26 protein-coding genes are annotated in these 24,964 nt (G+C 64.7%); 17 read left to right on the forward strand and 9 right to left on the reverse strand.

The window, feature by feature from the left end; translation table 11 throughout:
• Positions 1-49 precede the first annotated feature (49 nt).
• From bla to B4394_RS13375, 4 genes are all read left to right on the forward strand, one after another.
• Positions 50-967, forward strand: coding sequence for a subclass B3 metallo-beta-lactamase (gene bla / locus B4394_RS13360; protein WP_078315287.1), 918 nt, complete (start codon positions 50-52; stop codon positions 965-967).
• 158 nt (positions 968-1,125) lie between these two features.
• Positions 1,126-1,764, forward strand: a complete 639-nt coding sequence (locus B4394_RS13365) for a GntR family transcriptional regulator (protein WP_078311465.1) — start codon at positions 1,126-1,128, stop codon at positions 1,762-1,764.
• Positions 1,757-3,013 (forward strand): MFS transporter, encoded by a 1,257-nt coding sequence (locus B4394_RS13370; protein WP_502688525.1) that lies wholly within the window; start codon positions 1,757-1,759, stop codon positions 3,011-3,013. Before B4394_RS13365 ends, B4394_RS13370 begins: the two co-directional genes overlap by 8 nt.
• 26 nt (positions 3,014-3,039) lie before the next feature.
• The gene (locus B4394_RS13375; RefSeq protein ID WP_078311436.1) at positions 3,040-3,429 is read left to right on the forward strand and encodes a DUF1304 domain-containing protein; all 390 of its coding nucleotides are present in this window, start codon (positions 3,040-3,042) and stop codon (positions 3,427-3,429) included.
• A 4-nt stretch (positions 3,430-3,433) separates the two neighbouring features.
• On the opposite strand, the gene B4394_RS13380 is transcribed toward B4394_RS13375, so the two are convergent.
• Genes B4394_RS13380 through B4394_RS13395 form a run of 4 tightly spaced genes read right to left on the reverse strand, consistent with a single transcriptional unit; the run spans position 3,434 to position 7,523 of the window.
• Complete coding sequence (locus B4394_RS13380; protein ID WP_078315288.1) at positions 3,434-4,273, reverse strand: sulfurtransferase; 840 nt, start codon at positions 4,271-4,273, stop codon at positions 3,434-3,436.
• Between the two features lie 25 nt (positions 4,274-4,298).
• Positions 4,299-5,129: a mycofactocin-coupled SDR family oxidoreductase gene (locus tag B4394_RS13385; protein WP_078315289.1), complete on the reverse strand. Its 831-nt coding sequence runs from the start codon at positions 5,127-5,129 to the stop codon at positions 4,299-4,301.
• A 1-nt stretch (position 5,130) separates the two neighbouring features.
• The gene (locus tag B4394_RS13390; protein WP_078315290.1) at positions 5,131-5,925 is read right to left on the reverse strand and encodes a mycofactocin-coupled SDR family oxidoreductase; all 795 of its coding nucleotides are present in this window, start codon (positions 5,923-5,925) and stop codon (positions 5,131-5,133) included.
• Positions 5,922-7,523, reverse strand: coding sequence for a flavin-containing monooxygenase (locus tag B4394_RS13395; protein WP_078315291.1), 1,602 nt, complete (start codon positions 7,521-7,523; stop codon positions 5,922-5,924). The genes B4394_RS13390 and B4394_RS13395 overlap by 4 nt, the downstream gene beginning before the upstream one ends.
• A gap of 131 nt (positions 7,524-7,654) precedes the next feature.
• Between B4394_RS13395 and B4394_RS13400 the strand changes: the two genes are divergently transcribed.
• From B4394_RS13400 to lipP1, 4 genes are all read left to right on the forward strand, one after another.
• Positions 7,655-8,836: an acyl-CoA dehydrogenase family protein gene (locus tag B4394_RS13400; RefSeq protein ID WP_078315292.1), complete on the forward strand. Its 1,182-nt coding sequence runs from the start codon at positions 7,655-7,657 to the stop codon at positions 8,834-8,836.
• Positions 8,836-9,735, forward strand: a complete 900-nt coding sequence (gene bphC, locus B4394_RS13405; RefSeq protein WP_078315293.1) for a biphenyl-2,3-diol 1,2-dioxygenase — start codon at positions 8,836-8,838, stop codon at positions 9,733-9,735. The genes B4394_RS13400 and bphC overlap by 1 nt, the downstream gene beginning before the upstream one ends.
• Before the next feature lie 167 nt (positions 9,736-9,902).
• Complete coding sequence (locus B4394_RS13410) at positions 9,903-10,763, forward strand: IclR family transcriptional regulator (protein WP_078315505.1); 861 nt, start codon at positions 9,903-9,905, stop codon at positions 10,761-10,763.
• Positions 10,760-11,680, forward strand: coding sequence for a LipP1 family hormone-sensitive lipase (lipP1, locus tag B4394_RS13415; protein ID WP_078315294.1), 921 nt, complete (start codon positions 10,760-10,762; stop codon positions 11,678-11,680). The genes B4394_RS13410 and lipP1 overlap by 4 nt, the downstream gene beginning before the upstream one ends.
• Here the strand turns inward: lipP1 and B4394_RS13420 are convergent.
• Together B4394_RS13420 and B4394_RS13425 are read right to left on the reverse strand one after the other, a co-directional pair.
• The gene (locus tag B4394_RS13420) at positions 11,677-11,934 is read right to left on the reverse strand and encodes a ferredoxin (RefSeq protein ID WP_078315295.1); all 258 of its coding nucleotides are present in this window, start codon (positions 11,932-11,934) and stop codon (positions 11,677-11,679) included. The genes lipP1 and B4394_RS13420 overlap by 4 nt on opposite strands.
• Positions 11,931-13,085 (reverse strand): 3-ketosteroid-9-alpha-monooxygenase, oxygenase component, encoded by a 1,155-nt coding sequence (locus B4394_RS13425; RefSeq protein WP_078315296.1) that lies wholly within the window; start codon positions 13,083-13,085, stop codon positions 11,931-11,933. The genes B4394_RS13420 and B4394_RS13425 overlap by 4 nt, the downstream gene beginning before the upstream one ends.
• Positions 13,086-13,257: 172 nt before the next feature.
• Here B4394_RS13425 and B4394_RS13430 point away from each other — a divergent pair, with 172 nt between their 5' ends.
• The gene (locus B4394_RS13430; protein WP_078315297.1) at positions 13,258-14,964 is read left to right on the forward strand and encodes a 3-ketosteroid-delta-1-dehydrogenase; all 1,707 of its coding nucleotides are present in this window, start codon (positions 13,258-13,260) and stop codon (positions 14,962-14,964) included.
• Here the strand turns inward: B4394_RS13430 and B4394_RS13435 are convergent, their stop codons facing one another.
• On the reverse strand, positions 14,965-15,654 hold the full coding sequence (locus B4394_RS13435; RefSeq protein ID WP_078315298.1) for a PadR family transcriptional regulator: 690 nt from the start codon (positions 15,652-15,654) through the stop codon (positions 14,965-14,967).
• An 86-nt stretch (positions 15,655-15,740) separates the two neighbouring features.
• On the opposite strand from B4394_RS13435, the gene B4394_RS13440 reads away from it, so the two are divergent.
• From B4394_RS13440 to B4394_RS13470, 7 genes are all read left to right on the forward strand, one after another.
• Positions 15,741-16,175 carry a MarR family winged helix-turn-helix transcriptional regulator gene (locus B4394_RS13440; protein ID WP_078315299.1) on the forward strand — a complete coding sequence of 145 codons (435 nt, stop codon included), beginning with the start codon at positions 15,741-15,743 and terminating at the stop codon, positions 16,173-16,175.
• A 30-nt stretch (positions 16,176-16,205) separates the two neighbouring features.
• Positions 16,206-17,285 (forward strand): DUF1254 domain-containing protein, encoded by a 1,080-nt coding sequence (locus B4394_RS13445; protein WP_078315300.1) that lies wholly within the window; start codon positions 16,206-16,208, stop codon positions 17,283-17,285.
• A 260-nt stretch (positions 17,286-17,545) separates the two neighbouring features.
• Positions 17,546-17,965, forward strand: a complete 420-nt coding sequence (locus tag B4394_RS13450) for a MaoC family dehydratase N-terminal domain-containing protein (RefSeq protein WP_078315301.1) — start codon at positions 17,546-17,548, stop codon at positions 17,963-17,965.
• Positions 17,962-18,360 carry a MaoC/PaaZ C-terminal domain-containing protein gene (locus B4394_RS13455; protein ID WP_078315302.1) on the forward strand — a complete coding sequence of 133 codons (399 nt, stop codon included), beginning with the start codon at positions 17,962-17,964 and terminating at the stop codon, positions 18,358-18,360. Before B4394_RS13450 ends, B4394_RS13455 begins: the two co-directional genes overlap by 4 nt.
• A gap of 19 nt (positions 18,361-18,379) precedes the next feature.
• Positions 18,380-19,210: an SDR family NAD(P)-dependent oxidoreductase gene (locus tag B4394_RS13460; protein ID WP_078315303.1), complete on the forward strand. Its 831-nt coding sequence runs from the start codon at positions 18,380-18,382 to the stop codon at positions 19,208-19,210.
• Between the two features lie 12 nt (positions 19,211-19,222).
• Positions 19,223-20,389, forward strand: a complete 1,167-nt coding sequence (locus B4394_RS13465) for an acyl-CoA dehydrogenase family protein (protein WP_078315304.1) — start codon at positions 19,223-19,225, stop codon at positions 20,387-20,389.
• Between the two features lie 77 nt (positions 20,390-20,466).
• The gene (locus B4394_RS13470; RefSeq protein WP_286142062.1) at positions 20,467-21,663 is read left to right on the forward strand and encodes a TetR/AcrR family transcriptional regulator; all 1,197 of its coding nucleotides are present in this window, start codon (positions 20,467-20,469) and stop codon (positions 21,661-21,663) included.
• An 8-nt stretch (positions 21,664-21,671) separates the two neighbouring features.
• Here the strand turns inward: B4394_RS13470 and B4394_RS13475 are convergent, their stop codons facing one another.
• Positions 21,672-22,232 (reverse strand): TetR/AcrR family transcriptional regulator, encoded by a 561-nt coding sequence (locus tag B4394_RS13475; RefSeq protein ID WP_078315306.1) that lies wholly within the window; start codon positions 22,230-22,232, stop codon positions 21,672-21,674.
• Between the two features lie 71 nt (positions 22,233-22,303).
• Between B4394_RS13475 and B4394_RS13480 the strand changes: the two genes are divergently transcribed.
• Positions 22,304-23,236, forward strand: coding sequence for a TauD/TfdA dioxygenase family protein (locus B4394_RS13480; protein WP_078311421.1), 933 nt, complete (start codon positions 22,304-22,306; stop codon positions 23,234-23,236).
• A gap of 130 nt (positions 23,237-23,366) precedes the next feature.
• Here B4394_RS13480 and phoA read toward each other — a convergent pair whose 3' ends face one another.
• Complete coding sequence (gene phoA, locus B4394_RS13485; protein WP_078315507.1) at positions 23,367-24,926, reverse strand: alkaline phosphatase; 1,560 nt, start codon at positions 24,924-24,926, stop codon at positions 23,367-23,369.
• Positions 24,927-24,964 lie beyond the last annotated feature (38 nt).

A 24,964-nucleotide genomic window follows, 5' to 3' on the forward strand; every position in this document is an offset into this window, starting at 1 on the left:
AGCACGCGTCTAAATCCGCGTGCTCGGGTGTGCTGCGGGGTGGGTAGGGATGGAGACCATGAAGCTGCTCGCCGTCGCCGCTCTCACCGTCCTCGTCGCGGGATGTACCGCCGCTCCGGAGCCGCCTGAACAGCACGAACACGGCAACTCGCTGACTGCTCCGGCGGCGGGAGATCCGGTCTGGACGCAGCCGCGCGCACCCATTCGCGTCCACGGTGACACCTATTACGTCGGGACGGAGGGCATCAGTTCGGTGCTGATTCGGACCGACGACGGTCTGATCCTTCTGGATGTGGGTATGCCGCAGTCGGCACCCCAGGTGGAGGACAACATCCGCACGCTGGGGTTCGCCGTGGACGACGTGAAGTACGTGCTGTCTTCTCACACCCACATCGACCACGCGGGCGGTATCGCAGCGGTGGTCCATGACAGCGGCGCCACGGCGGTATCGAGCCCCGTCGGCGCTCAGTCACTGCGCGCCGGGCACGTGTCTCCCGATGATCCGCAAGCCTCCGATACCGCGAACGCCTCTTTCCCCGCGGTGGAACGAGTTCGGGAGATCGCCGACGGGGAGGTGCTGAAGCTCGGAAATGTATCGGTGACAGCTCATTTCACGCCGGGCCACACACCCGGCGGTGTCAGCTGGACGTGGAAATCGTGCGAGGGCGGCCGGTGCCTGGACATGGTCTACGCCGATAGCCTCAATGCCGTCGCCACCGGCAACTACCGCTTTGTGCCCGGTCACGTGTCCCGGTTCCGGCAGAGCATCCAGACGGTGCGCACGCTGCCCTGCGACATCCTGTTCTCCGTGCACCCCGAACAAGCCGATGACATCACGAAGCTGAACAGGCTCGCCGTGCAACGCGACCCCAACCCGATGATTGACCCGACAGCGTGCGGGACGCTTGCCGACAAGTTCGACGCGAAGCTGGACGCGCGGATCGCCCAGGAGCAGGCCGGCCGCTAGGCCGGCCTGCCGGATACAGCCCGCGCCCGCCACAGCGAGCATTCCGCGTCCGGTGACGCCGGCCGCGCACGCGGCTTCAACGTGACGCTGAACACCCCGCGAAGTGCTCTTTTCGGTTTGCGATAGCTACCGGGATCATCTTAGATACATGTTGTGTTATTATTCGAACGGCAGCCATCTCCGCAAGTGAAGAGGCATATCGCTGTGTGAAGGAGCGCATTCTCAGCGGCGATATACCCGGAGGCGAGCTGCTGAGCGAAGGGGAGATCTCGGCGCGGATGGGATGCAGCCGCACCCCGGTGCGCGAGGCTTTCCTGCGGCTCGAGACCGAAGGCTGGTTGCGGCTCTATCCCAAGCGCGGGGCCCTGGTGGTGCCCATCACCCCCGAGGAACGGCGGCATGTCGTCGACGCGCGCCGCGTGGTGGAGAGTGCGGCGGCAGCGCGCATTGCCGAACGGGGCGCCTCGCAGGCCCTCCTGTCTGACCTGTCCGCACTCATCGACGTGCAATTGGGGCGTGCCGCGCAGGGCGATGCCGCGGGTTTCGCCGCGGCCGATGTGGACTTCCACCGCGCGATCGTTGCCAAGCTGGGCAACCCGCTGCTGGAGAACTTCTACGACAGCCTTCGCGAGCGCCAGCGCCGCATGGCGGCCGCCGCCATCGGGGTAGACCCGGTGCGGGTCGCGCGGTCGGTTGCCGGGCACCGCGCGCTGGTGGACGCGCTCGCGGCGGGCGACGCCGCACTCTTCAGCGTCGAGCTGGTCGAGCACATGAAAGTGGTGACCGAGCGTGACTAGCCGGCTGTTGCCGCGGCTGGCTCCTTGGCACCGGGTGGCCCTCGCGATGTTCGGAATTGCTTGGGGTGGTAATGAATTCACCCCGCTGCTGGTGATGTACCGGCAGGCCGGGCAGTCCGCGGCTTCTGTCGACACACTGCTCCTCGCCTATGTGCTGGGCATCATCCCGGCGCTCTTCCTGGGCGGACCGCTCTCAGATCGCTATGGCCGACGCGCGGTGATGCTGCCCGCGCCGTTCATGTCGATGGCGGGGTCTCTGGTGCTCGCGCTGGGCTCACAGCATTTCGCGCTGCTCTTCACGGGGCGTGTGTTGTCCGGCATCGCGCTGGGCCTGGCCATGGCCGCGGGCAGCTCATGGGTCAAGGAACTGTCGGCTCCCCCGTTTGATCGTGCCGGCGCCGGTGCGCGGCGCGGGGCGATGAGTCTGACCGCGGGATTCGCACTGGGTGCGGCCGTGGCCGGAGCATTGGCGCAGTGGGGGCCCTGGCCGCAGCACCTGGCATTTCTGGTCAACATCGCGATCACGATTCCCGGTGCGGTGCTGGCACTCTCGGTGCCGGAATCGGCCTCCCAGCGTGCACCGGGACGGCTGATCGACGACCTCAAAATTCCCGCCGCGCGCCGCCGGCGCTTCCTTTTCGTCGTGATGCCATTGGCGCCGTGGGTGTTCGGATCGGCTGCGGTGGCGTACGCGGTGCTGCCGACCCTGATCGCACCGACGCTTCCTGGCGAGCGCATCGCATTCTCCGCGCTGTGCTGCCTGGTCTGCTTGGGCTGTGGTTTCGCCGCGCAGATGGTGGCGCCCAGACTCGATCGGGCAGGCACCGCGCGGCTCGGCATCATCGGGCTGGCGCTGATCGCTTCGGGAATGACCCTGGCCGCCTTCGCCGCTTACCGGCTCACTGTCCCGCTGGTCCTGACCGCCGCGCTGGTGCTGGGCGCGGGGTACGGAACAGCGCTGGTCAGTGGGCTGCAGGAGGTTAACCGGATTGCCGGGCCGACGGACCTGGCCGGGCTTACCGCCGTCTTCTACGGGCTGACCTATCTGGGCTTCGGGGTGCCGATGATGCTGACGGTGCTCAGCGGCGCGCTGCCGGTGCTGACGCATCCGGTGCTGCTCGGCGGCGGAGCAGTACTGGCGACGGTCTGCGCGGCGGTCGTGGGGATGAACTCGCGTACCGATATCTGCGAGCAGCCGAGCGTCGAGGCGGCGCAGGCTGAGGGAACGCTTGAGTCGGCACTGCGTTAGCGGAAGGACGGATAGGCTCTCGCAGCATGATCATCGCAGGGTTGGTATTGACGGGAATCGCGGCGCTCATCCACGTCTACATCTTCTATCTGGAATCGATCACGTGGACCACTGAGAAGACTCGGAAGGTGTTCGGTGTCCGCACCGCGGAGGAAGCCGAGATCACCAAACCGCTTGCCTTCAACCAGGGTTTCTACAACCTGTTTCTTGCCATCGCCATCGCGGTGGGGACGGTGCTGTGGGCACGTGGCTGCACACCGGTGGGCGCGACGCTGGTCTTCACGGGCGCGGGGTCGATGGTCGCGGCCGGTCTGGTGCTGTTGATCTCGTCACCGGACAAAGCGTCGGCCGCGTTGAAGCAGCTGGTGCCCCCGCTTCTCGGGATCATTGCTCTGGCCGTGGGATTGACGCTCTGATCGTCTAGAACGGATCGGGTCCGGTCGCGACAGGGCGCTGCGGGTCACTCGACCACTCCGACCACGATCCCGGATAGAGGGCGGCGTCGTATCCCGCGATGGTCAGCGCGGCGATCTGATGTGTCGCGGTGACACCCGACCCGCAGTACACGGTGACGGCGGGGCTGTGTTCGACGCCGAGCTCGCCGAAGCGTTCACGCAGTTCGGCGGCCGATCGGAAGGTGCCGTCGGCATTGAGGTTCTCGGCAGTAGGGGCTGAGATGGCGCGGGGGATGTGCCCGGCTCGCGGATCGAGTGGTTCCTCGTCCCCGCGGTAGCGAGCGGCAGCGCGGGCGTCCAGAATTTGGATATCCCCCCACTTCGATTGAATCGCAACCTCGTCGACATCGACGGCGGCCAGACCGTCTAGCGAAGCGATGGTGACCTTGCCGGGCTCGGGGACAACCTCGCCCGTCTCGACGGGCCCGCCGAAGCGCTGCCAGGCCGCCCAGCCGCCATCGAGAATCCGGACGTCGGCAATTCCGGCGGCGCGCAGCAGCCACCAGGCCCGTGAGGCCGCCTGCCCGTTCCAGTCGTCGTAGACGACCACGGCGTCACCGTCGTTGAGGCCCCAGCGGCGTGCACTGGCCTGAAAGGCCTCGGGCGTCGGTAGTGGATGACGGCCGCGACCCGTCGCCGAGTGGTCGGCGAGGTCGGCGTCGAGATCGACGAATACCGCGCCGGGGAGGTGGCCTTCCAGATAGGCCGGGTGCCCGTCGGGAGCCATGACGGTCCAACGGACGTCGAATAACCGGACTTCGGAGAGGCGGCCAGCGAGTTCGGCCGCCGAGATCAGCACGTCCATACCGAAACGGTACCGCCGATGAGGGTTATCGCTGTGTGCTGCCCGCATCCACCGGCAGGCTCACCGAGGTGATGTAGCGCGCCTCATCGGAGGCCAGGAACAGCGACGCGTTGGCGATATCGAGCGGCTCCACCCATGGCACATCGAGCATGTTCATGGTCTTGGCCGCCACCTCGAAGTCAGCCCGGGTGGGCTCGTCAAGATCGGGCCGGAACATCCGTCGCACGTGTTCGTTCTGGATCATCGGGGTATCTACGTTGGTGGGATGGACGGCGTTGACGCGAATCTTGTGCGGCGCCAACTCCGATGCGAGTGAACGCATGAGCCCCACCACTCCGTGCTTGGCCGCGACGTAATGCGAAACCCCAATGAGGCCGCGCAATCCGGCGATCGAGCTCACCAGCACCATCGAGCCGCCGCCACGGGTGATCAGGTGGGGGATCGCGGCGCGGGTGGTGTGCCACACGCCGGTCAGGTTGACGTCGAGCATTGTCTGCCAGGCGCTTTCGGTCATCTCGGCGAGGGTGCTGCGCGATGTGATACCGGCGGTGGCACACACGACGTCCAGTCCGCCGAATGAGGTAACCGCATCGGTCACAAAGGTTTCTAGGGCCCGGAGGTCGCGCACGTCGACCACGCCCGGAATGACCCGTCGGCCGTGGGACTCCACAAGGTCGGCCGTCTGATCGAGGTCCGCGCGCGTCGCGGGCGGCGTGACGGTGGTGTGCACCGGCGCACAGATGTCGAGGGCGATGACATCGGCGCCCTCCTGAGCGAAGCGCACCGCCTGTGCGCGCCCGATACCGCGAGCGGCACCCGTTACGAGGGCAATCTTGCCCGCCAATCGTCCAGTCACGTTATGCCTTCTGCGTCAATCCGGCGTCGACCACCAGCTGTGTACCGGTGATGTAGCGCGCCTCGTCGGAGGCCAAGAAGACCACCGCATTGCTGATATCCACCGCCTCCACCCACGGCACCGGTAACAGGGTGCGGGCCACCAGGGCTGCTGCGGCGTCCTGTTCGGTGGGGTGTTGCAGGTCTGGACGCAAACGGCCGATGACGTCGGGATTGAGGATCATGCCCGTGTTGACCGCCCCCGGGTGCACCGTGTTGACCCGGATGCCGAGCGGTCCAAGCTCATTGGCCGCCGTGCGGGCCAGACCGACGACGGCGTGCTTGCTCGCGGTGTAGTGCGCCGTGTGCGGGGTGCCCTTGAGTCCGTTGGTGGAACTGATGACCACGATAGATCCGCCGGCCGTCAGGTGCCGCACCCCCGCCTGGATGGTGTGCAGGACACCCGTCAGGTTCACGTCGAGTGACCGCTGCCAGGCGTCCTCGGTGAGTTCCCATGACGGGGCCAGGTCTTCGTAGATCCCGGCGTTCGCCACGATGATGTCCAGGCGGCCCAGTACCTCCACCCCGACGTCAACGGCCTGGGTGAGCGACTCCGGGTCACGGACATCGGGGAAGGCGGGTACACAGCGGCGGCCGCGGTACTCGACCTCCTTGACGGTGCCGGCGAGCTCGGTGGACCCGGGCAGGTCGATCGCGATGACCTCCGCGCCTTCCTCGGCGAGGCGCTCACAGTGCTTGCGCCCCATACCCTTTGCGGCGCCGGTGACCACCGCAACCCTCCCCGATAGCCGTGTCATGTGTTGCCCCCGCTGAGGGCGAAGCCCTTGTACCCGCTGGCGGCAACATCGGCACAGATGGCCCCGTACACTCCGAAGCCGCCGATGAACGGCATGAAAACGCGTGGCTTTCCGGGGATGTTCGCGCCGAGGTACCACGAATTGGCTTGTGGGAACATGGTGGAGGCGGCACGTTCGTTGCACTCGGTCACCCAGTCGCTGACCGCCTGCGGCTCCGCCTCCACGGTCGAGAAACCATGTTCTGTCATGTAGTTCAGTAGCTCACCGATCCAGTCGACATGTTGCTCGGCACCCAGCACCATGTTGGCGAGCACCGAAGGGCTGCCCGGCCCGGTCACGATGAACAGGTTGGGGAATCCGTCGACCCCGAGGCCCAGGTAGGTGCGCGGTCCCGCCCGCCAGGCCTCCGCCAGGGGGCGTCCGCCGCGGCCCTGGATGCCGATCCGATTCAGAGAGCCGGTCATGGCGTCGAACCCGGTGGCGAACACGAGCGTATCCAAGCTGTAATGCCCTGCCGTGGTGTTGATTCCGTGGATATCGATGGACTCGATGGGGCTGGTACGGAGATCCACGATGTGCACGTTGTCGCGGTTGTACGTCTGAAAGTAGTTGGTGTCTGTGCAGATTCGCTTTGTGCCGATGGGATGGTCCGTGGGGATAAGGATGTCCGCAACGGCCGGATCGTCGATGACGGCGCGCACCTTCTCCTCGAAGAAGTTCCTGGCCTCGTCGTTGGCTCGCATGTCTGTCGTCTGATCGGGGAAGGTCTTTCCGAATAGGACGCCGCCGAGATTCCAGCGTCTCTCGAAGACGGAGCGACGTTCCTCGGCGCTGATTTCCAGGGTCTTCTTGGGGTGGGCTTGATGCGGAGAGCCGCCGCCACTTTCCCGGGACTGTCTGCGGCGCTCGTCGTAGTGGGCCTTCACCTCGGCACGACGTTCGGGGGTGATGTCGGTATTGCCTGCGGGAACACTGTAATTGGCGGTGCGCTGGAAGACGAAGAGCTCCTGGGCGGTCTGCGCGGCGATCGGCACCAGTTGGATGCCCGATGACCCTGTTCCGATGACTCCGACCCGCTTGCCGGTGAAGTCCACTGCGGCCGCCGGCCAGTGTCCGGTGTGGTACAGCTCGCCGGCAAATGCGTCACGCCCGGGGATATCGGGCATGTTCGCGGTCGACAACGCGCCGGTGGCCATCACGCAGAACCGCGCGGTCACCTGATCTCCCCGGTCGGTGCGTACCGACCACAGCACCTGTTCCTCGTCGAGGATCGCCGAGGTGACGCGGGTGCCGCATTGGATATCGCGGCGCAAGTCGAATCGGTCGGCGACGTGATTGATGTAGCGCAGGATCTCCGCTTGGGTGGCGTACTTCTCGCCCCAATCCCAATCCTGTTGCAGTTCACTGGAAAACGAATAGGAGTAGTCGATGCTCTCCACATCGCAACGCGCACCCGGATACCGATTGAAGAACCAGGTGCCGCCCACGTCCGGGCCTGCCTCGAAGACGATGACCGATAGACCCTGCGATCGCAGACGCTGCAGGGCGTACAGGCCGGCGAATCCGGCGCCGACCACCACCACATCGAAGTTCTTCACGATTGGCCACGCTAGGGCGTGCGGACCGTGCTCCGGCGCGCCGATCCCAGTGACCGGTCAATCGGATTCAACGGACCGCTGATCGGGAAAACACCCGATAGGGAGGTCGTGGCGGGCGCACTATCAAGCGCATGACCGAACGCGTAATCGATCGCATCAACGATCTCGCCGACCAGCTGCGTGAGCAGGCGTGGGAGGCGGAGAAGCTGGGCACGCTACCCGATGAGACCGCGAAGATGCTCAGGGCCGCCGGGCCTATCCGGCTGCTCCAGCCCAAGAAGTACGGCGGGTACGAGGTACACCCCCGTGAGTTCTCCGAGACCGTCATGGCCACGGCGGCATTGGATCCCGCGTCTGGCTGGATCTGCGGTGTCGTCGGCGTGCATCCGTGGCAGGTCGCCTTTGCCGACCCCAGAGTCGCCGAGGAAATGTGGCGTGACGACCAGGACATCTGGATGGCCTCGCCCTACGCGCCGACGGGTGTGGCCACACCGGCGGACGGCGGCTACATCTTCAACGGACGCTGGCAGTTCAGCTCCGGCACCGATCACTGCGACTGGATCATCTTGGGCGCGCTGCTCGGCGACGCGGAGGGCAAGCCCGTCATGCCGCCGAAGATGCTGCACATGATCTTGCCGCGTACGGATTACCGCATCGTCGAGGACTCCTGGAATGTGGTGGGACTGCGTGGCACCGGGTCCAAGGACATCATCGTCAAGGATGCGTTCGTGCCGACCTATCGCGTGATGGATGGCGACGAGGTGATCGACGGCACTGCGCAGCGCAACGCCGGTATGACGGACACCCTGTACCGGATGCCGTGGTCGACGATGTTCCCGCTGGGTATCAGCTCGGCGGTGATCGGCATCGCCGAGGGCGCGCTAGCCGCGCACCTGGACTATCAGCGCGAGCGCGTCGGGGCACAGGGCACGGCGGTCAAGGACGATCCGTACGTGCTTTTCGCGATCGGCGAGGCGGCCGCGGATATCAACGCAGCCCGCCAGGAGATCCTCGCGAATGTCGACAAGATTTGGGACATAGTCGATTCCGGTCAGGAAGTGAGCTTCGAAGACCGGGCCGCCGGCCGTCGCACCCAGGTGCGCGCCGCGTGGCGCGCCGTGATGGCCGTCGATCAGATCTTCTCCCGATCCGGTGGTAACGCGATGCGTCTGGACAAACCGCTGCAGCGGTACTGGCGTGATGCGCATACTGGGCTTGCCCACGCAATTCATGTGCCCAGCACCGTGTTCCACGCGTCGGCGCTCAGCGCGCTGGGCATCGAGCCGCAGGGCCAGCTGAGGGCGATGATCTGATGCTGAGGAGCTTGGGATACATCACGGTCCAAACCCGGGACATGGCCCGCTGGCGGCATTTCGCCCTGGGAGTGCTCGGATTCGCCGAAGGCAGCGGCCCTGATTCCGACGCGCTGTATCTACGCATGGATGAACGCGCCGCGCGCGTCGTGGTAGTGCCGGGTGAGGCCGATCAGGTCGTCACGATCGGCTGGGAGGTGCGCGATGGCGCCGCGTTGCGTGAGGTCGTGCAGGCGGTCGAGGCGTCCGGCACGGCGGTGAAGCAGCTGTCCGTCGAGGAAGCCGACGCCCGCCGGGTTGAGGAAGTGGTGACCTTCACCGACCCCGTCGGCACCACCGTTGAGGTGTTCCACGGCCCGGTGCTGGACCACAGCCCGGCGGTGACGCCGTTCGGGGCACGATTCGTGACCGGCGCCCAGGGGCTCGGACATGTGGTGTTGCCGGTGACGGATCCGGGCGGCGCCTTTACCTTCTACACCGAGGTGCTGGGATTCCGGCCGCGGGGAGCGTTCCGCATTCCCGCCCCGCAGGAGTTCGGCCCGATGCGGGTGCGATTCCTGGGTATCAACGAGCGTCACCACAGCCTGGCGCTCTGCCCGGCACCGCATGGCGGCGCGCCGGGGTTGGTGCACGTGATGGTCGAGGTGGACAGCCTCGATGCCGTGGGTCAGGCCCTGGATCGGGTGCTCAAGGACGACTACTCGCTCTCCTCCACCCTGGGGCGGCACACCAACGACAAGATGGTGTCCTTCTACGTCCGGGCCCCGGGCGGCTGGGATATCGAGTTTGGCACCGAAGGTATGCGGGTCGACGAAACGTATTACACCGCCGAGGAAATCACGGCGGATAGCTATTGGGGCCACGACTGGTCGGGCAGCGAGCCGCTGGCAGCGATGTAGCCCCCACCTTCCCTTCTGGCGAAACAGACGCTCGGTGCACATGCACCGAGCGTCTGTTCGCGTTTTCGGGGCATGCCGGGTTGTGTCGGCCGACACACTCATGATACAAACAGACATATGACTAATAGTCATATGTGACCGAGACCCCAACGCCGTGGGAGGGCACCATGACAACCACTACCGCCGAGCCGGCCACTCCAAGCGCTGTGATCGATCGGGTATCGCTGCTGTTGGACGCCTTCGACGGCCCGGGCCGCCTCACGCTGGCGCAGCTCGTACGGCGTACGGGTCTTCCCCGCTCATCCGTGCATCGGATGCTGGAGCGCCTGGTGCAGCTGCGCTGGCTGCGTCGCGATGGCCGCGACTATGAGCTGGGCACGCGATTGGTTGAGCTCGGATCCCTCGCGGTGCATCAAGATCGGCTGCACGCGGCGGCGCTGCCGATGCTGCACGAGTTGCATCGCGCCACCGGCCTGGTGGTCCACCTGTCGATCCTCGATGGCACGGACGTCGTGTACTTGGAGAAGATCGGTGCGGGGATGGGCGCCGCGGTCGCCACGCGTATCGGTGGTCGCCAGCCGGCGCACTGTACGGCCTCCGGTAAGGCGATCTTGGCGTATGGGGGCGAGACGCTCGAGGGCTGCACCGCCCTGGCCCGCAAGACGCGCTACTCCATCGGCTCAGCGGCGCAATTGCGCCCGGAGTTGGACAAGGTTCGTGGTCACGGCGTGGCCTTCGACCGTGAGGAACTGCAGCAGGGCCTTGGCTGCGTGGCGGCTCCGATCGGGAGCATCGGCGACGCGGTTGCCGCGGTGTCGGTATCCGGCCCTATGCCGCGTATGACATTCGATCAGCGCCTGGTGGCCCCGGTGCGGATGACGGCCATGGGGATCTGGCGCAATGTCGAGAACGGTCCGACCCGGGTGGCCCCGACGCTGCAGCCGATCCGGCCACTGCGGGGTGGCCCGGCCCCCACGTGCTCGCCCGCGCGTACTGAGATGACCGCGCGCGCACTGCAGTACGCGTGACCCTCGATCCACAGATCGCGGCACTGCTTCCGGCACTGAATAGGGGCTTTCCGCGCGTCGAGAAGATGACGGGTGCACAGGCACGCGCCGCGATACGTGCCCGATACGCCCCGCCTGCCGAGCCCGTGCGGATGCGCTCGGTGACCGACGAATGTGCCGCCGGGCCCGGTGGTGAGATACCGATTCGGGTGTATCGCCCCGATGCGACAGGGCCGCTGCCCACCGTCGTCTTTGCGCATGGTGGTGGGTTTGTGTTCTGCGACATGGACTCTCATGACGGACTGTGTCGGCGGCTGGCCAACCACATGCCCGCGGTGGTGGTGTCGATTGACTACCGGCGGGCCCCGGAACACCGGTGGCCGACGGCCGCGCAGGATATGTTCCTGGCCACGTGTTGGGTGGTGCGCAATGCCCGCACGCTGGGCGGTGATCCCGAGTGTGTGCTCGTCTGCGGCGACAGTGCCGGCGGTAACCTCGCCGCGGTCACGACGCTGATGGCGCGCGATTTGGGCGGGCCAGAACTCGCCGGCCAGATTCTTATCTATCCGGTGCTGGACGCGAATTTCGACACCGCTTCGTATCGGCAGTACGCGCACGGCTACTACAACACTCGCGCCGCGATGCAGTGGTACTGGGACCAATACCTACCCGACCCGGCCCTGCGCACACACCCCTACGCGGCACCGCTGCACGCGGACCTGAACCGGCTACCGCCGGCGGTGGTGATAACCGCCCGCTATGACCCGCCGTGTAGTGAGGGCGAGGCCTATGCGCTGGCGCTCAAGGGGGCCCGGGTTCCGGTACGGTACCGGCGCTATGACAATGCCATTCACGGGTTTATGACCATGCCGGGCCTGAATCTGGCCGGTGCCGCGATCGAGCGCCTATGCCGCGATGTCGACGAGTTGCTTGCTTAGACGCCGTACTCCTCGGCGAGAACGGGCAGCCGTCCGTTGCGTGCGGCGTCAAGAATCGAACCGCGTAGTTCCGAGCAGACCAGGAACAGCCCGGTGCAGTCCCGCCGCTGCGGGCACCGTGCTTCGGCCTCGGCATTCCACTGCACGCTGGTCTGCTGCCAGCTGCTCTTGCGCGCCAAAACCTCTGCACCACAGTGCTGACAGCCCACCGCCACCATCGGTGAGTCCACCAGACGGTTGTCGGTGCGGATCACGATGATGCGCTTCCGGCCATCGCCGCGAGGTTCTCCGCTATCTGTGACTTCCAGGCTTCCCCAGGGCGGGTGGTATCCACCTCGTACTCGAAGCGGTCGGTCATTTCAGGAGCCACCTGCTCGGTGTCCACGTAGAACTGCTGATACCAGCGCCGCAGCTGGTACACGGGACCGTCCTCCTCGCAGAGGAGCGGATTGTCGATGCGCGCCTTGTTCTTCCAGATCTGCACGTCCTGTTCAAAGCCGATTTTCACCCAGTCGCCAAGTGCGACAGCGGCGCCGGTGGCGGCTTCGTCGGGTAGCGCAAGGGACTTCTTGACGATGATTCCATACTGCAGCACAAAGGAATCCGCGTCGATCGGATAGTGGCAGTTGATGAGGATCGATTGTTGATCGCCTCCGACGAAGTGGTAGGTGAGATCGTCGATCATGAACGAGGGCCCGTAGTACGACGCGACGGACGTCTGCCCGATCATCTCCACACCCTCGGGGCTCGGCACATCCGGCCGGGATCCACCGTTCATGTACTGCGTGGCGACGGGACCTTCGAAGATGTTCTTGAAGTATGTGGGCAATGCGCCGTGCACGTAGAAGAAGTGCGCCATATCGACGACGTTGTCGACGATCTCGCGACAATTGGTGTTGACAACCGTTGTGTACCAATGCCAATCGGTCCATTCATCACTGCAGGCGCCTTCGATGCGGGGAATCGTGACATCCTCTGGCGGCGGGTTCCCTTGCGGGTCATTCCAGATGAACAACATGCCGTCCTGCTCCAGAGTGATCCAGGTGGCCGTGCGTGCCAGCTTGGGGGTGCGGCGGCTGTACGGCACCTTTTTGCAGCGGCCATCGCCACCCCAGCGCCAATCATGGAACGGGCAGGCAATCTCGTCACCTTTGACCTCGCCCTGGCTGAGGTCTCCGCCCATGTGCCGACAGTAGGCGTCCAGGACGCTGATCTTGCCCCCGGCGCCCCGGAAGACCACGAGTTTCTGACCGAACGCGTTGATGGAGTGGGGCTTTCCGTCTCCGAAGTCCTTGATGAGGCCGAGGCAATGCCAGCCGCGGGCGAACCGGGTGGGCGCCGCGTCCGCCTCGATGCTTCGCACCTTCACAGAATCAAGATCGGTATCTGACTGGACTGTCGTCATGGACCCGTTCTAACAGCGAATTTCTGCCCGCAGCAGGGGGTTGGTCCGCTCACCGGACATCGGTCGTCGCCGCACAGCTGGTGTCCCACTGGGAGGGAATCGGCGGCCACAGCACGGGTACAGCGGCATAGCGTCGCTGCCGTCCATGCGAATTCGACGGAGGTATGCACAGATGGCGTCAGCACCCCATGGGCTGATCCCGGCCGGAACCGTCGCCGATGACACTGAGGTCGATCTGCTGGTCGTCGGAACCGGGACAGGTATGGCCGCCGCGCTGGCGGCCGCCGAACGTGGATTGTCGGTACTGATCGTCGAGAAATCGCACTATGTGGGTGGGTCTACCGCCCGCTCCGGAGGAGCCCTGTGGCTCCCGGCGAGTCCGGTGCTCCGGGCAGCTGGGACGGGTGACACCCCGGAGCGGGCGCGTGTCTACCTGCGATCGGTGGTCGCCGGAAGCGCGCCGGAGGCCCGCAGCGAGGGGTTCCTTGAGTACGAGTCGGCGACTGTCGAGATGCTGACACGACTGACGCCCCTGCGCTTGACCTGGTGTCGGGACTATGCGGACTATCACCCCGAGGAGCCCGGTGGCAGCCCGGCCGGACGTACGTGTGAATGCCGCCCGTTCGATGCGTCGGTGCTGGGCACGTACCGAAATCGACTGCAACCGGGCGTCATGAAACCACCTGCGGTGCCCATGCCTGTCACCAGCGCCGACTATCGGTGGATGAATCTTATGGCACGACTCCCACGTAAAGCCTTGCCGCTCATCGCGAAACGAGTCGCGCAGGGAGTCGGTGGGGTGATCCTGGGCCGACGTTACCTGGCGGGTGGCCAGGCACTGGCGGCGGGGCTGTTCGCCGGTGTGCTGCGTATGGGCATCCCGATCTGGACCGGCACACCACTCCTGCACCTGGTCACTGAGGGCGCACGCGTCATCGGTGCGGTGGTCACCCATGAGGGCCGCGAGATCACGGTGACCGCCCGCCGCGGTGTGGTGCTCGCGGCCGGCGGCTTTGACCACAACATGGAGATGCGGCACAAGTTCCAGTCGGCGGCGCTGGGAGAGAACATGAGCCTGGGCGCCGTCACCAACACCGGCGACGCGCTAAGAATCGGCCAAGACTGCGGTGCAGCAATCGATTCCATGAGTCAGGCATGGTGGTTTCCGGCCGTGTCGCCACTGCCTGGAGGCGACGCGAAGGTGATGCTGGCGGAGCGATCGCTACCGGGGTCGTTCATCGTCGACCACACCGGAAGACGCTTCATCAACGAGGCCACCGATTACATGTCGTTTGGGCAGCGCGTGCTGGAACGAGAAGGCTCTGGTGACCCGGTGGAATCGATGTGGATCATCTTCGACCAGCAGTATCGCAACAGCTATGTTTTTGCGGGCCAGCTCTATCCGCGCATGCCCATACCGTCAACCTGGTTCGAGGCCGGCATTGCGCATCGCGCCGATAGTTTGGCCGCGCTGGCACCGATGATAGAAGTCCCGAAGGACGAATTCCTGTCCACTGTAAGGCGATTCAATGAATCGGCGACGGCCGGTGACGATATGGACTTCCACCGGGGCCGCAGCGTGTACGACCGGTACTACGGCGACCCGACCGTGACCCCGAATCCGAACCTGCGGCCGCTGCGTGCGGGCCCCTTCTATGCGGTACGCATGGTGCTCAGCGACTTGGGTACCTGTGGCGGCTTACGCGCCGACGAGCGTGCCCGTGTGCTGCGCGAGGACGGTAGCGTCATGGAGGGGCTCTATGCGATTGGCAACACGGCCGCCAACGCCTTCGGTGCCACGTATCCGGGTGCTGGGGCAACGATCGCGCAGGGGCTGGTGTATGGCTACATCGCCGCACAGGATGCGGCGGCGCGGTGACTACGCTGGCGAATCTTGTTGCTTAGAAAGCTTTTCGGCGTCCACCTGTTTTTCGACCTCGCGCCAGTAGCCAGGGACAAGACGAGGCGTTCCGCCATCCGGATCGGCGGTGTCGAATTCCTCGGCGGCCTCGGCAAGATCGTCGATCATCATCAGCGCGAGATCGCGCTCGGCCGCGTAGTAGCGCTCAGCCCACTTGAGCGCCACGCGTGAGTACGCCCAGGCAGGCTGGGCCGCGGCGCCGTCCGCATCCAGTGCCGCACGCCGCTGCATGTTTTCGGAGTACTCGACATGCCGTTCGAGAATCTCCTTGAGCCTCGCCGGATCGGTCAAATGTCCCTGCATGACGCGCAGCACCACACTGTGTTTGAGCACCTGTGGCTCGGCGGGAGTTTCATTGGCCCACTGGCTCATGGCCGCCATGCCCGCCGCGGTGATCTTGTACAGCCGACGGCTGCGGGCGCCATTGTCATGATCCAGCCGGGAGGTGGCGTACCCGATCTTCTCCAATTTCCTTAGCTCCGAATAGATCTGGCTGAAGGAAGGGCTCCAGTAGAAGTAGCTGATACTCCAGTCTGCCCACTTCTTGATGTCATAACCGGAGACCTCTTCCTCGTAGGAGAGCATGCCGAGGATGGTCCAGCTGGTGGCGGCAAGACTCGGTTCGTCGGGCGAACTTGTTGCTGCCATCGGTCAAGGGTAGCAACGCGACGTTCCGGCGAGGGTGCCCCGGGGCCGCTCAGCGGGACGATGGTAACTGTGTCAACATCACTGATATGGATCAGCAGGAGTGGCAACCTCTCGGAGCATTGGTATACCGCGTGTCGGCGGCCTTGCGTTCAGAGATTGCCGCGGCGTTGGCACCCCTGAATCTGCCATTCCCGCAGTACGTCTGCATGAGGGTGCTGTCCAAGAATCCCGGCTGGTCCAATGCGGATCTGGCCCGCGCGACGGATGTCACGCCGCAGTCGATGAACACCGTTCTGCAGGCGCTGCAGGACGCCGGTTTAGTGTCCCGGCCGGACACCGTCGACTCCGGCCGCGCCCGCCCGGCACAGCTGAGCCGGTCCGGTGCCGCCTTGCTCAAGCAGGCAGACGTGCTGGCGCAAGAGGCCGAAGAGCGGTTGCTGTCGGGTATCTCGTCACAGCAGCGCAGCGACTTCTTCCAAACCCTGCGCGATATCGCGGGTGAGGATGCGACGAGCTGCTGAACCGAGCGTCCGGCGGGTAGTTTCGGTGCTATGAAGAGGCTCGCGGCAGGTGTGGTGGTTGGAGTATCGGCAGCGCTCGCGGGGTGCTCTACGGCACCACCGTCAGTGGTCCCCTCCGGCGCGTCGAGCGCACCGTCCCCAGAGCGGCGTACCGCAGAGGGCGCCATCATCGTCACTCCGGACAACTTCGTGCGCGCGGAGACGGACCGGTACTTCGGGAACATCGTGAAGGACGGCGGTTTTGGTTCCTTCCATCACATCCGCGAATTGGCTCCACTCGATAGGCAGCTGGTCATCCGGCAGAACCGCGACACGCTCTATTCGTCGGCGGTGTTCGACCTGGATGCGGGGCCGGTCACCATCTCGACGCCCGATCCGGGACAGCGGTTCATGTCGCTGCAGCTCATCACCGAAGACCACTATGTGCCGGCGGTCTTCTACGGCAAGGGCGAGCACACCATCACCAGGGAGCAGACCGGTACCCGCTACGTTGCCGCGGCGGTGCGGACGTTGGTGAATCCGGCCGATCCAGCGGACCTCGCACAGGTCCACGCCCTGCAGGACGCCGTCACGGCACGGCAAGATCGCACGGGAGAGTTCGTTGTGCCCAAGTGGGACAGCGTAAGTCAGCAGAAGGTGCGCGACGGTCTGCTCCAGCTCGCCGCGACGCTTCCTGATACCAAGGCAACCTTTGGCACCAGAGACGACACGGACCCCGTGCGCCATCTCATCGGCACCGCATCGGCCTGGGGCGGGAACCCCGAGAAGGATGCCCTCTATCTCACGGTGAATCCCACCAAGAACGACGGAGCTACGGTGTACCGGCTCACCGTGGGACAGGTGCCGGTTGACGGATTCTGGTCGGTCACCGTCTACAACGAGGACGGGTACTTCACGCCAAATGCGCGGAATGCCTACTCGTTCAACAACGTCACCGCACAGCGGGATACTGGCGGCAACACCACCGTGCAGTTCGGGGGATGCACGGACGCCACGGTGAACTGCCTGCCGATCACGCCGGGGTGGAACTACGCGGTCAGGCTGTATCGCGCGCAGCCGCAGATTCTCGACGGCCGGTGGGTGTTCCCTGAGGCGCGGCCCGTCGGGTAGCCCGCCCTACTCAGGTATTCGCCCGCCGGTGACAGCGTCGCCGCCGACGAGTGCGCCGTCGATGTGAAGCGAAAGTCATAGTCTCCCCCCACACCTCTGTACGCCTTCTGGCGTATAAATACTGGCTCTTGCCTTGTAGACCCCACTATGCCTATCGTTAAGTGAAGAATAATTAATATATGTCTGACAGGGTCTGGCAGGCCGAGGGGGTCAACCGGCGCCGGCGCGGTCGACACTCTGTACGAGAAAGTGAGTTAGTCGTGGCTGTAGATCCATCGGTAGTCGGAACCGATCTTGCGCCAACCACGTTGACCGTTGACGAAGGACGGCTGCGCTTCTTCGCGAAGGCGATCGGCGACACAGTCGACGCCGAGCTGCGGGTGCCGCCGACGTTCCTGTTCTCGATCGAGCTCGAGAATCCGAACCCGTTTGCATGGGCTGATCAGCTCGGCATCGACCTTCGCTACGTGCTGCACGGCGAGCAGGCCTTCACCTATCACTCGCCCGCCTACGCCGGCGATGTGCTGACGGCCACGCCGAAGATCACCGATGTGTACAGCAAGAAGGGCGGCGCGCTGGACTTCATCGTCAAGGACACCGCCGTGACAAAGGTCGACGGCACGCTTGTCGCCGAGCTGAAGTCAGTGATCGTCGTACGGAACCCAGGAGCCGGAAAATGACAACAACCCATGTCTTCGAGGTCGGCGCCGAGTTGCCCGCTGTGCACCTGAATCCCATCTCGCGCACCACACTTGCCCTCTTCGCGGGGGCATCCGGCGACCACAACCCCATGCACATCGATATCGATGTCGCGAAGTCCGCGGGTCTTGACGACGTATTCGCGCACGGCATGTTGTCGATGGCGTACCTGGGCCGGCTGTTGACCGACAACTTCGATCCGGCGAGCATCCGCTCGTACCGCGTCCGGTTCGCCTCCATCACACCGGTACACGGCAGGCCGACCGCCTCCGGCAGGGTCGTCTCGATGGAAAACGGTCTGGCCACAATCGAACTCACCGTCACGTTGGAAGACGGAACCGTCACACTCACCGGCGACGCTGTCGTCGCGATCTAGCTAGAAGGGCAAGGACGTCATGGGAACTCTTGAAGGCAAAGTAGCGATCGTCTCCGGCTCGGGCCGTGGGATCGGCCGCGAGATCGCGCTGAAGCTCGCACGCGAGGGGGCGAAGGTCGTCGTCAACGACCTGGATGCCGAACCGGCGAAGGAAACCGTCGCCGCGATCGAATCCGCCGGAGGGCAAGCCGTCACGTGCGTCGGCAGCGTTATTGACGCCGATTTCGGTGAGCGCTTCGTCGCCGCCGCTGTCGACAACTTCGGCGGGCTCGACATCATCGTCAACAATGCCGGCTACACCTGGGATTCGGTGATCCAGCAGATGACCGACGAGCAGTGGGACGCGATTCTCGACGTACATCTCAAGGCGCCCTTCCGGATTCTGCGCGCGGCCCAGCCCGTTATCGCCGCCCAGGTCAAGAATGCGAAAGAAGCCGGCGAGTCAATTCCGTGCCGCAAGGTCGTCAACATCTCCTCTCTGGCGGGCACCGGCGGGAACGCGGGCCAGGCTAATTACTCCGCAGCGAAAGCCGGTATCACCGGGCTGACGAAGGCCCTCGCCAAGGAGTGGGGCCGCTATAACGTCACCGTCAACACTGTCGCGTTCGGTCTGATCAAAACCCGCCTCACCTCGGCACCTGCCGGAGGCGACGGCACGATCGACGTCGGCGGTAAAGAGATCAAGGTTGGGGTCAACCCGAACCTGCTTGCCGCGATGGAGCAGATGATCCCGCTCGGACGGGGAGGCGAACCTTCCGAAGCAGCGGGAGCCGTCTACTTGTTCTGCATACCCGAATCCGACTACGTCAGCGCGCAGACACTGGTCTGCGGCGGTGGCTTCAACTTCTGAGGACACAGCGACATGACTACCGTGGCCGAACCGAACTACCGGTCGCCCTGGGCCGACGACGACGTCGTTGCGCTCAAGGAAATGGCGACGAAGTTCTTTATTAGCGAGGCACTCCCGCATCGCGAACGATGGATCGAACAGCAACATGTTGACCGTGAATTCTGGCTCGCTGCAGGCAAGGTCGGCCTGTTGTGCGCGGCGATCCCGGAGGAGTACGGGGGCGGTGGAGGCACCTACGCGCATGACCTCGCGATCTTCCAGGCTGCGCTCGAACTCACCGAGATGGGCTTCGGTGGCGGAGCGTCCGTGCACAGCGGGCTCGTCGCGAACTACATCAACGTCTACGGAACCGAAGAGCAGAAGCGTCGGTGGCTCCCGAAGATGGCACGCGGAGAATTCATCGGCGCCATCGCCATGACGGAGCCCGGTGGCGGGTCTGATCTGAAGGCTGTCCGCACGACGGCAGTCCGCAGCGGCGATCACTATGTGGTCAACGGTTCCAAGACCTTCACCTCGAACGGTGCCAGCGCAGACATTGTCATCCTCGTGCTTAAAACCGATCTGGACGCCGGAGTCCGGGGAGTGTCATTGCTCGTCGTGGAGACGCGAGATCTACCCGGATACCGGGTCGGCCGGGTGCTCAACAAGGTCGGTATGAAGGCACAAGACACCGCCGAGTTGTTCTTCGCGGATATGCGGGTTCCGGTGGCCAACCTCCTTGGCGAGGAGGGGAAGGGATACGCGTATGCGATGACGCAGCTTGCCCACGAGCGGCTCCTCATTGCCGACGCGGCGGCGACGATGGCCGGGGCCGCAGTCGCGGAAACTGTCAGGTATACCAAGGAACGTCATGCGTTCGGCGCACCGTTGATCGAGTTGCAGAACACGCGTTTCGAGCTCGCACAGTGCGCGACGCTCGCCCGGGTAACGCGGGTGTATGTCGACGATTGCATCGAACGCCATCTCCGCGGCGAACTCGACGCCACCAGCGCCTCGATGGCCAAACTGTACGCCACTGATGTGCAATGCGAGGTCATCGATCGGTGCGTGCAGCTCTTCGGAGGCTACGGGTACATGCTCGAATACCCGATCGCTCGGATGTATACGGATTCGCGTGCCCAGAAGATCTACGGCGGAACGAACGAAGTGATGAAGGAACTCATCGCGCGCTCGCTCTAAGAGGTTTCGTATCCGCCGCTACGATCGACCAACATGGTCAGCGCATGGACGGAAGGGGCGGTGTGGGAAAAAGTGGGGTGGCTGATGGCCTAGATGGTCATGCCACCGCCCGTCCCGCGCGGGGAACCCGCCCCGCCAATCGGCGTGAACTGATCGTCGCGGCGTCGGCGGACCTGTTCTACCGCAACGGATACGCGAATGTCAGCATGAGCAACATCGCCGACGCTGTGGCGATGGGACCGTCGGCGCTGTACCGGCATTTTCGGAACAAGGAGTCGCTGCTCGCCACGGTCGTAGGTGATGCTGTCGTCGAGCTGGACAGTGCGCTCGGCGCGGCGTGGGCCGATCCTGCCGGCGTTGCGGGCGGCACCCTGGCCACGGTCAGCCTGCGAAATCGCGCCGTTGGCGTGTTGTGGCAGCGCGAAGGCCGCTATCTTTCTGCCGAGATACGCGATGAGTTACGTTCGCAGACAAGAACAATCGGAGCGACGATCGCCTTGCTGGTGCGTAGGCAGTATCCGGCCCTCGATGAGAATCAGGCAGACTTGTTGTCCTGGTGTGTACTCGCGATCACGCAGAGCATTTCGTATCACCGCCTGCACCTGCCCACGGCCGAGTTCGCAGCGACACTCACCGCGCTGGTCGAGAATGCCCTGGCGGTGTCGATGCCACGGCTGGAGCCGCTGCCGGAGTCCGTCGAGTCCCGGCCCCTTCTCCGCGCGTCCACGCGCCGAGAAGCGATCCTGACCGAAGCCACCAGGCTCTTCGGTGAACGGGGCTTCTCGAACGTGAGTATGGAAGATATCGGTCACGCCGTCGGAGCAAGTGGGCCGAGCCTGTACAACCACTTCGGCGGTAAGTCCGAGATCCTGATCGCGATCATGCTGCGCGGAGCCGAGTGGCTGCAGATGGATATGAATCGGTCGTTGTCCCGCGCCACAGATCCGCGCGATGCGTTGCTCCGGCTGCTCCTGGACTACTGGACCTTCGTATGCGACAACCCTTACCTCACCCAGCTGCTCGTTTCCGAATTACTCGAACTGCCGGAGGACCAGAGCGAGCGCGTCCGAGCTGCCCGTCGCGCATATGCGACGGAATGGGCGAATCTACTCACACAACTGCATCCGGAGTGGGACTCGGTGCGTGCCCGAATCCGGATTCATGCGGTGCACACCATGATGAACCAGATCTCGCTGACGCCCCATCTTCGCAAGATCACGTCCGTTGACACGGCACTGACGAGGATCGGGGCCGCACTGCTCGAACTGGGCTAGCGCCGTTTCTATTGTGGGTTAACGAATTTCGCGATCTGTTGAGCAATCTCGGATCGGATGTCGGCGTCGGACATGTCGTCGAGTCCGAAACCGGCTCGCAGGCTGGGGCCCATCAGGCGCCAGCCAAGCTGTAGCGCAATCGAGTGGGCCCCGGCCAGCCGCGCCTCGCGATCGTCGGCGTGGGCAGGACGGATCTGTTCGAGCAGCCGTTCCATACCGGGTTTACGTTCTTGCAGTTCTTCGATGGGGAAGCCGTCGAGAGTGGAGCGGACCATGACGCGCAGCTGTAGATCGTGTGCCGCCTCCAGCTCTTCGCGGGGCGCCCCCGCCTCCCGCAAGGTCGCTGCGGCATCGGCCAGGTGCTGCAAGGTGTCCGCCAACAGCTGACGCTTGCTTCCGAAGTGGCGGTGCACCAGACCGTGGTTCACACCCGCGCGCGTGGCGACCTCCCGGATGGACGTCGCCGTCGGCCCCTTCTCTGCGAAGAGCTCAGAGGCGGCATTCAGGACGGCCTCCACGACCTCCTCCTTGCCGACGGGTTTGGCATCCGTTGCCTCCGATGTAGTCATGTGTGTACAGTAGCGGATGACCAGGTGTAGTCAATTGACTACACTAACGCGTCGAACAGAAGGAAAGGGCCATGAGCAGCGATTTCAACGTGGTGAAGCTAGGCGAGAACATCGGCGCCCGCATCGAGGGCGTACGTCTCGGAGAGGTGGATGCCGAGACCGCGGCCGCCATCAACCAGGCGATGCTGGAGCACAAGGTGATCTTCTTTCGCCGCCAGCATCACCTCGATGACGAGGCGCAATTCGCGTTCGCCCGGTGCATGGGCGCGCCGACGTCTGCGCATCCCACGCTCAAGTTCGACGGTGAACGCGTCATGCGGCTCGACTCGGAGGAGGGTGGCCGCGCCAACCAGTGGCATACCGATGTCACCTTCGTGGACCGGATTCCCAAGGCGTCGATCCTGCGGGCGGTCGAATTGCCACCGTACGGCGGAACCACCACCTGGACCTCGACGGTCGCGGCCTACCGGCAGCTGCCCAGGGCCTTGCAGGAGCTGGCAGACAATCTGTGGGCCATGCACAACAACCAATTCGATTACGCCCAGGTCGATCCCGCCAAGGTCGCGGAGCTGCTGGCCAAGGCGGGGTCCGGATCCAAGTACGTGCGCGAGTTCGGGGCGACACATTTCGAGGCGCATCATCCGGTGGTCCGGGTGCACCCCGAGACGGGTGAGAAGGCACTGCTGCTGGGCAACTTCGTCAAGCGGATCCTGGACGTGAGCGTCAGCGAGTCGCAGGCGCTCTTCCGAATGTTCCAGGATCGGATTACCTGGTTGGAGAACACGATTCGATGGAACTGGGAGCTAGGTGATGTCGCGATGTGGGACAACCGGGCCACCCAGCATTACGCGGTCTCTGACTACGGCGATCAGCGGCGCCGGATGCATCGCGTGACGCTTGCCGGTGATGTGCCGGTCGGTGTCAATGGTGAAAGCAGCCGGGTAATCGCCGGGGACGCCAGCGACTACTCGGTGATCGACAACCCGAAGCGGTTGGTGGCCTAGGGCTGCTGGGCATCGAGTGGGAATCTCACGAGGAAATCCGGCCGATTCTCCTCGTGAGATTCCCACTCGGTGGCGTGGTTCAGCCGCGCGTCTCCGGAGATTGCGCTTGGCAATCCGATGTTCGCCGGAGTTAGGCCCGGCGCCTGCCCAGGAAGAACGCGGCCGCGGCAGCCACGGCGGCCGCCACCACAGCAATTCCGCCGGCCAGCCACCAGGACGGACCGTTCGAGGCGTCGGGGCTCTTGGATCCGAGCAGTGCCCCGACGATCGTGTTGAAGTTGTCGGTCTGATCGGTGAGGCCGGAGACATTCGCGGCACCCGGGCCGTAAGCCGCGATGCGCACCTGAGTTCCGGTGTGTGTCTGCGATTCACCCTCCGGTGCGGTGGGGTACATGATCCGCATGGTGGCGCCGTCGGCAGTCTTCACCGCGACCGACAGCGCGGTCGGATTGTCGAAGTCCTCGGGAACGATGAGCGAGGAGTGACCATGATCGGCGGTCACGATCACCAGGGTGTTGCCGTCCTTACGGGCGAAGTCCAGGGCGGCGGCGACCGCCTCGTCCAGAGCGATGGTCTCGCCGATCTGACCGCAGATGTTGGCCGCGTGGTCCTGCTTGTCGATCGATGCCGACTCCACCTGCAGGAAGAAGCCCTTGTCCTGGCCCTTCTTCGAGTTCACCAGCAGATCAATGGCTTTAGTCGTCATCGCCGAGAGTTGCGGTTGATCCTTGGGCAGCTCGGGGTTGGCCTGGCAGGTGGTCGCGGGCAGCTTGCCGCCGTTGGGGACCGCCGCGGGCACCTTGTCCCACTGCACCGGCAGGTTGCCCTTGCCGAACACTCCCAGTACCGGGTTGTCGAGGTTGTTGACCTTGTTGAGATCACCTGCGGTGGTGGGTAACTGGTAGCCGGTGGCTTTGGCGACATCCAGCGAGGTCTTACCCCTGTGCTCGCCGGCGGTGATGGTCTCCTCGAAGTACTTGCCGCCACCGCCCAGGCTGATGTCTGCGCGGGTACTCACCAGCTGCTCGGAGATAGAGCCCTTGCCGCCGTTGTCGACGGCGTTACCCGCGCACTTCTCCAAGGTTTCCTTGGGGCCCTTGCAGTCCCGATCGGTGACATGAGCGGTAAGCACCGCCGGGGTGGCGTCCTGCAGCTCCGAGGTGGTGACGTTTCCGGTGGCGAAGCCCTGCTTCTGCACGATCTCCAGGATCGTGTCCAGCGGCTTGCCGTCGAGGTCAACCGAGATGGCGCCGTTGTAGGTCTTGGTACCGGTGGCCCATCCGGTGCCGGAGGCCGCCGAGTCGGTCACGTAGTCCGGCTTGCCCTTCTCGGGACCATCCTTGGTGAGGGCGAACGTGGTGTACTCGCCGGTGATCGGCAGCGCGTCGAGTCCGGGAAGCGTCCCGGCGGCACCATGCTGGTAGTTGCGCGCCGAGGTGATCTCCGAGGTCCCCATGCCGTCACCGATCAGCAGGATGACGTTCTTGGCGTTGCGGCCCAGCACCGAATTCCGCAGATCCGCCGCCTTATCGCCGTCGCGCCCGCCCTTGGTGCGGTTGGCGCCGCCGGTCTTGGCGATATCGCCGACGGGTACCTCAGGGGAATCCGAGGGTGGGGCGGCGGCCGCGGACGGCGCCAGCGCCAGGATCAGTGCGAATGTGAGGGCCGTGGCTGCGTGGGAGATGCGCATCGGCACAGTTTCCTGTGAGCCGATGAACGCCCGGTGAA

Origin of the sequence: Mycobacterium sp. D16Q16 (genome assembly GCF_002013745.1) — a bacterium.
Classification (GTDB): Bacteria; Actinomycetota; Actinomycetes; order Mycobacteriales; family Mycobacteriaceae; genus Mycobacterium.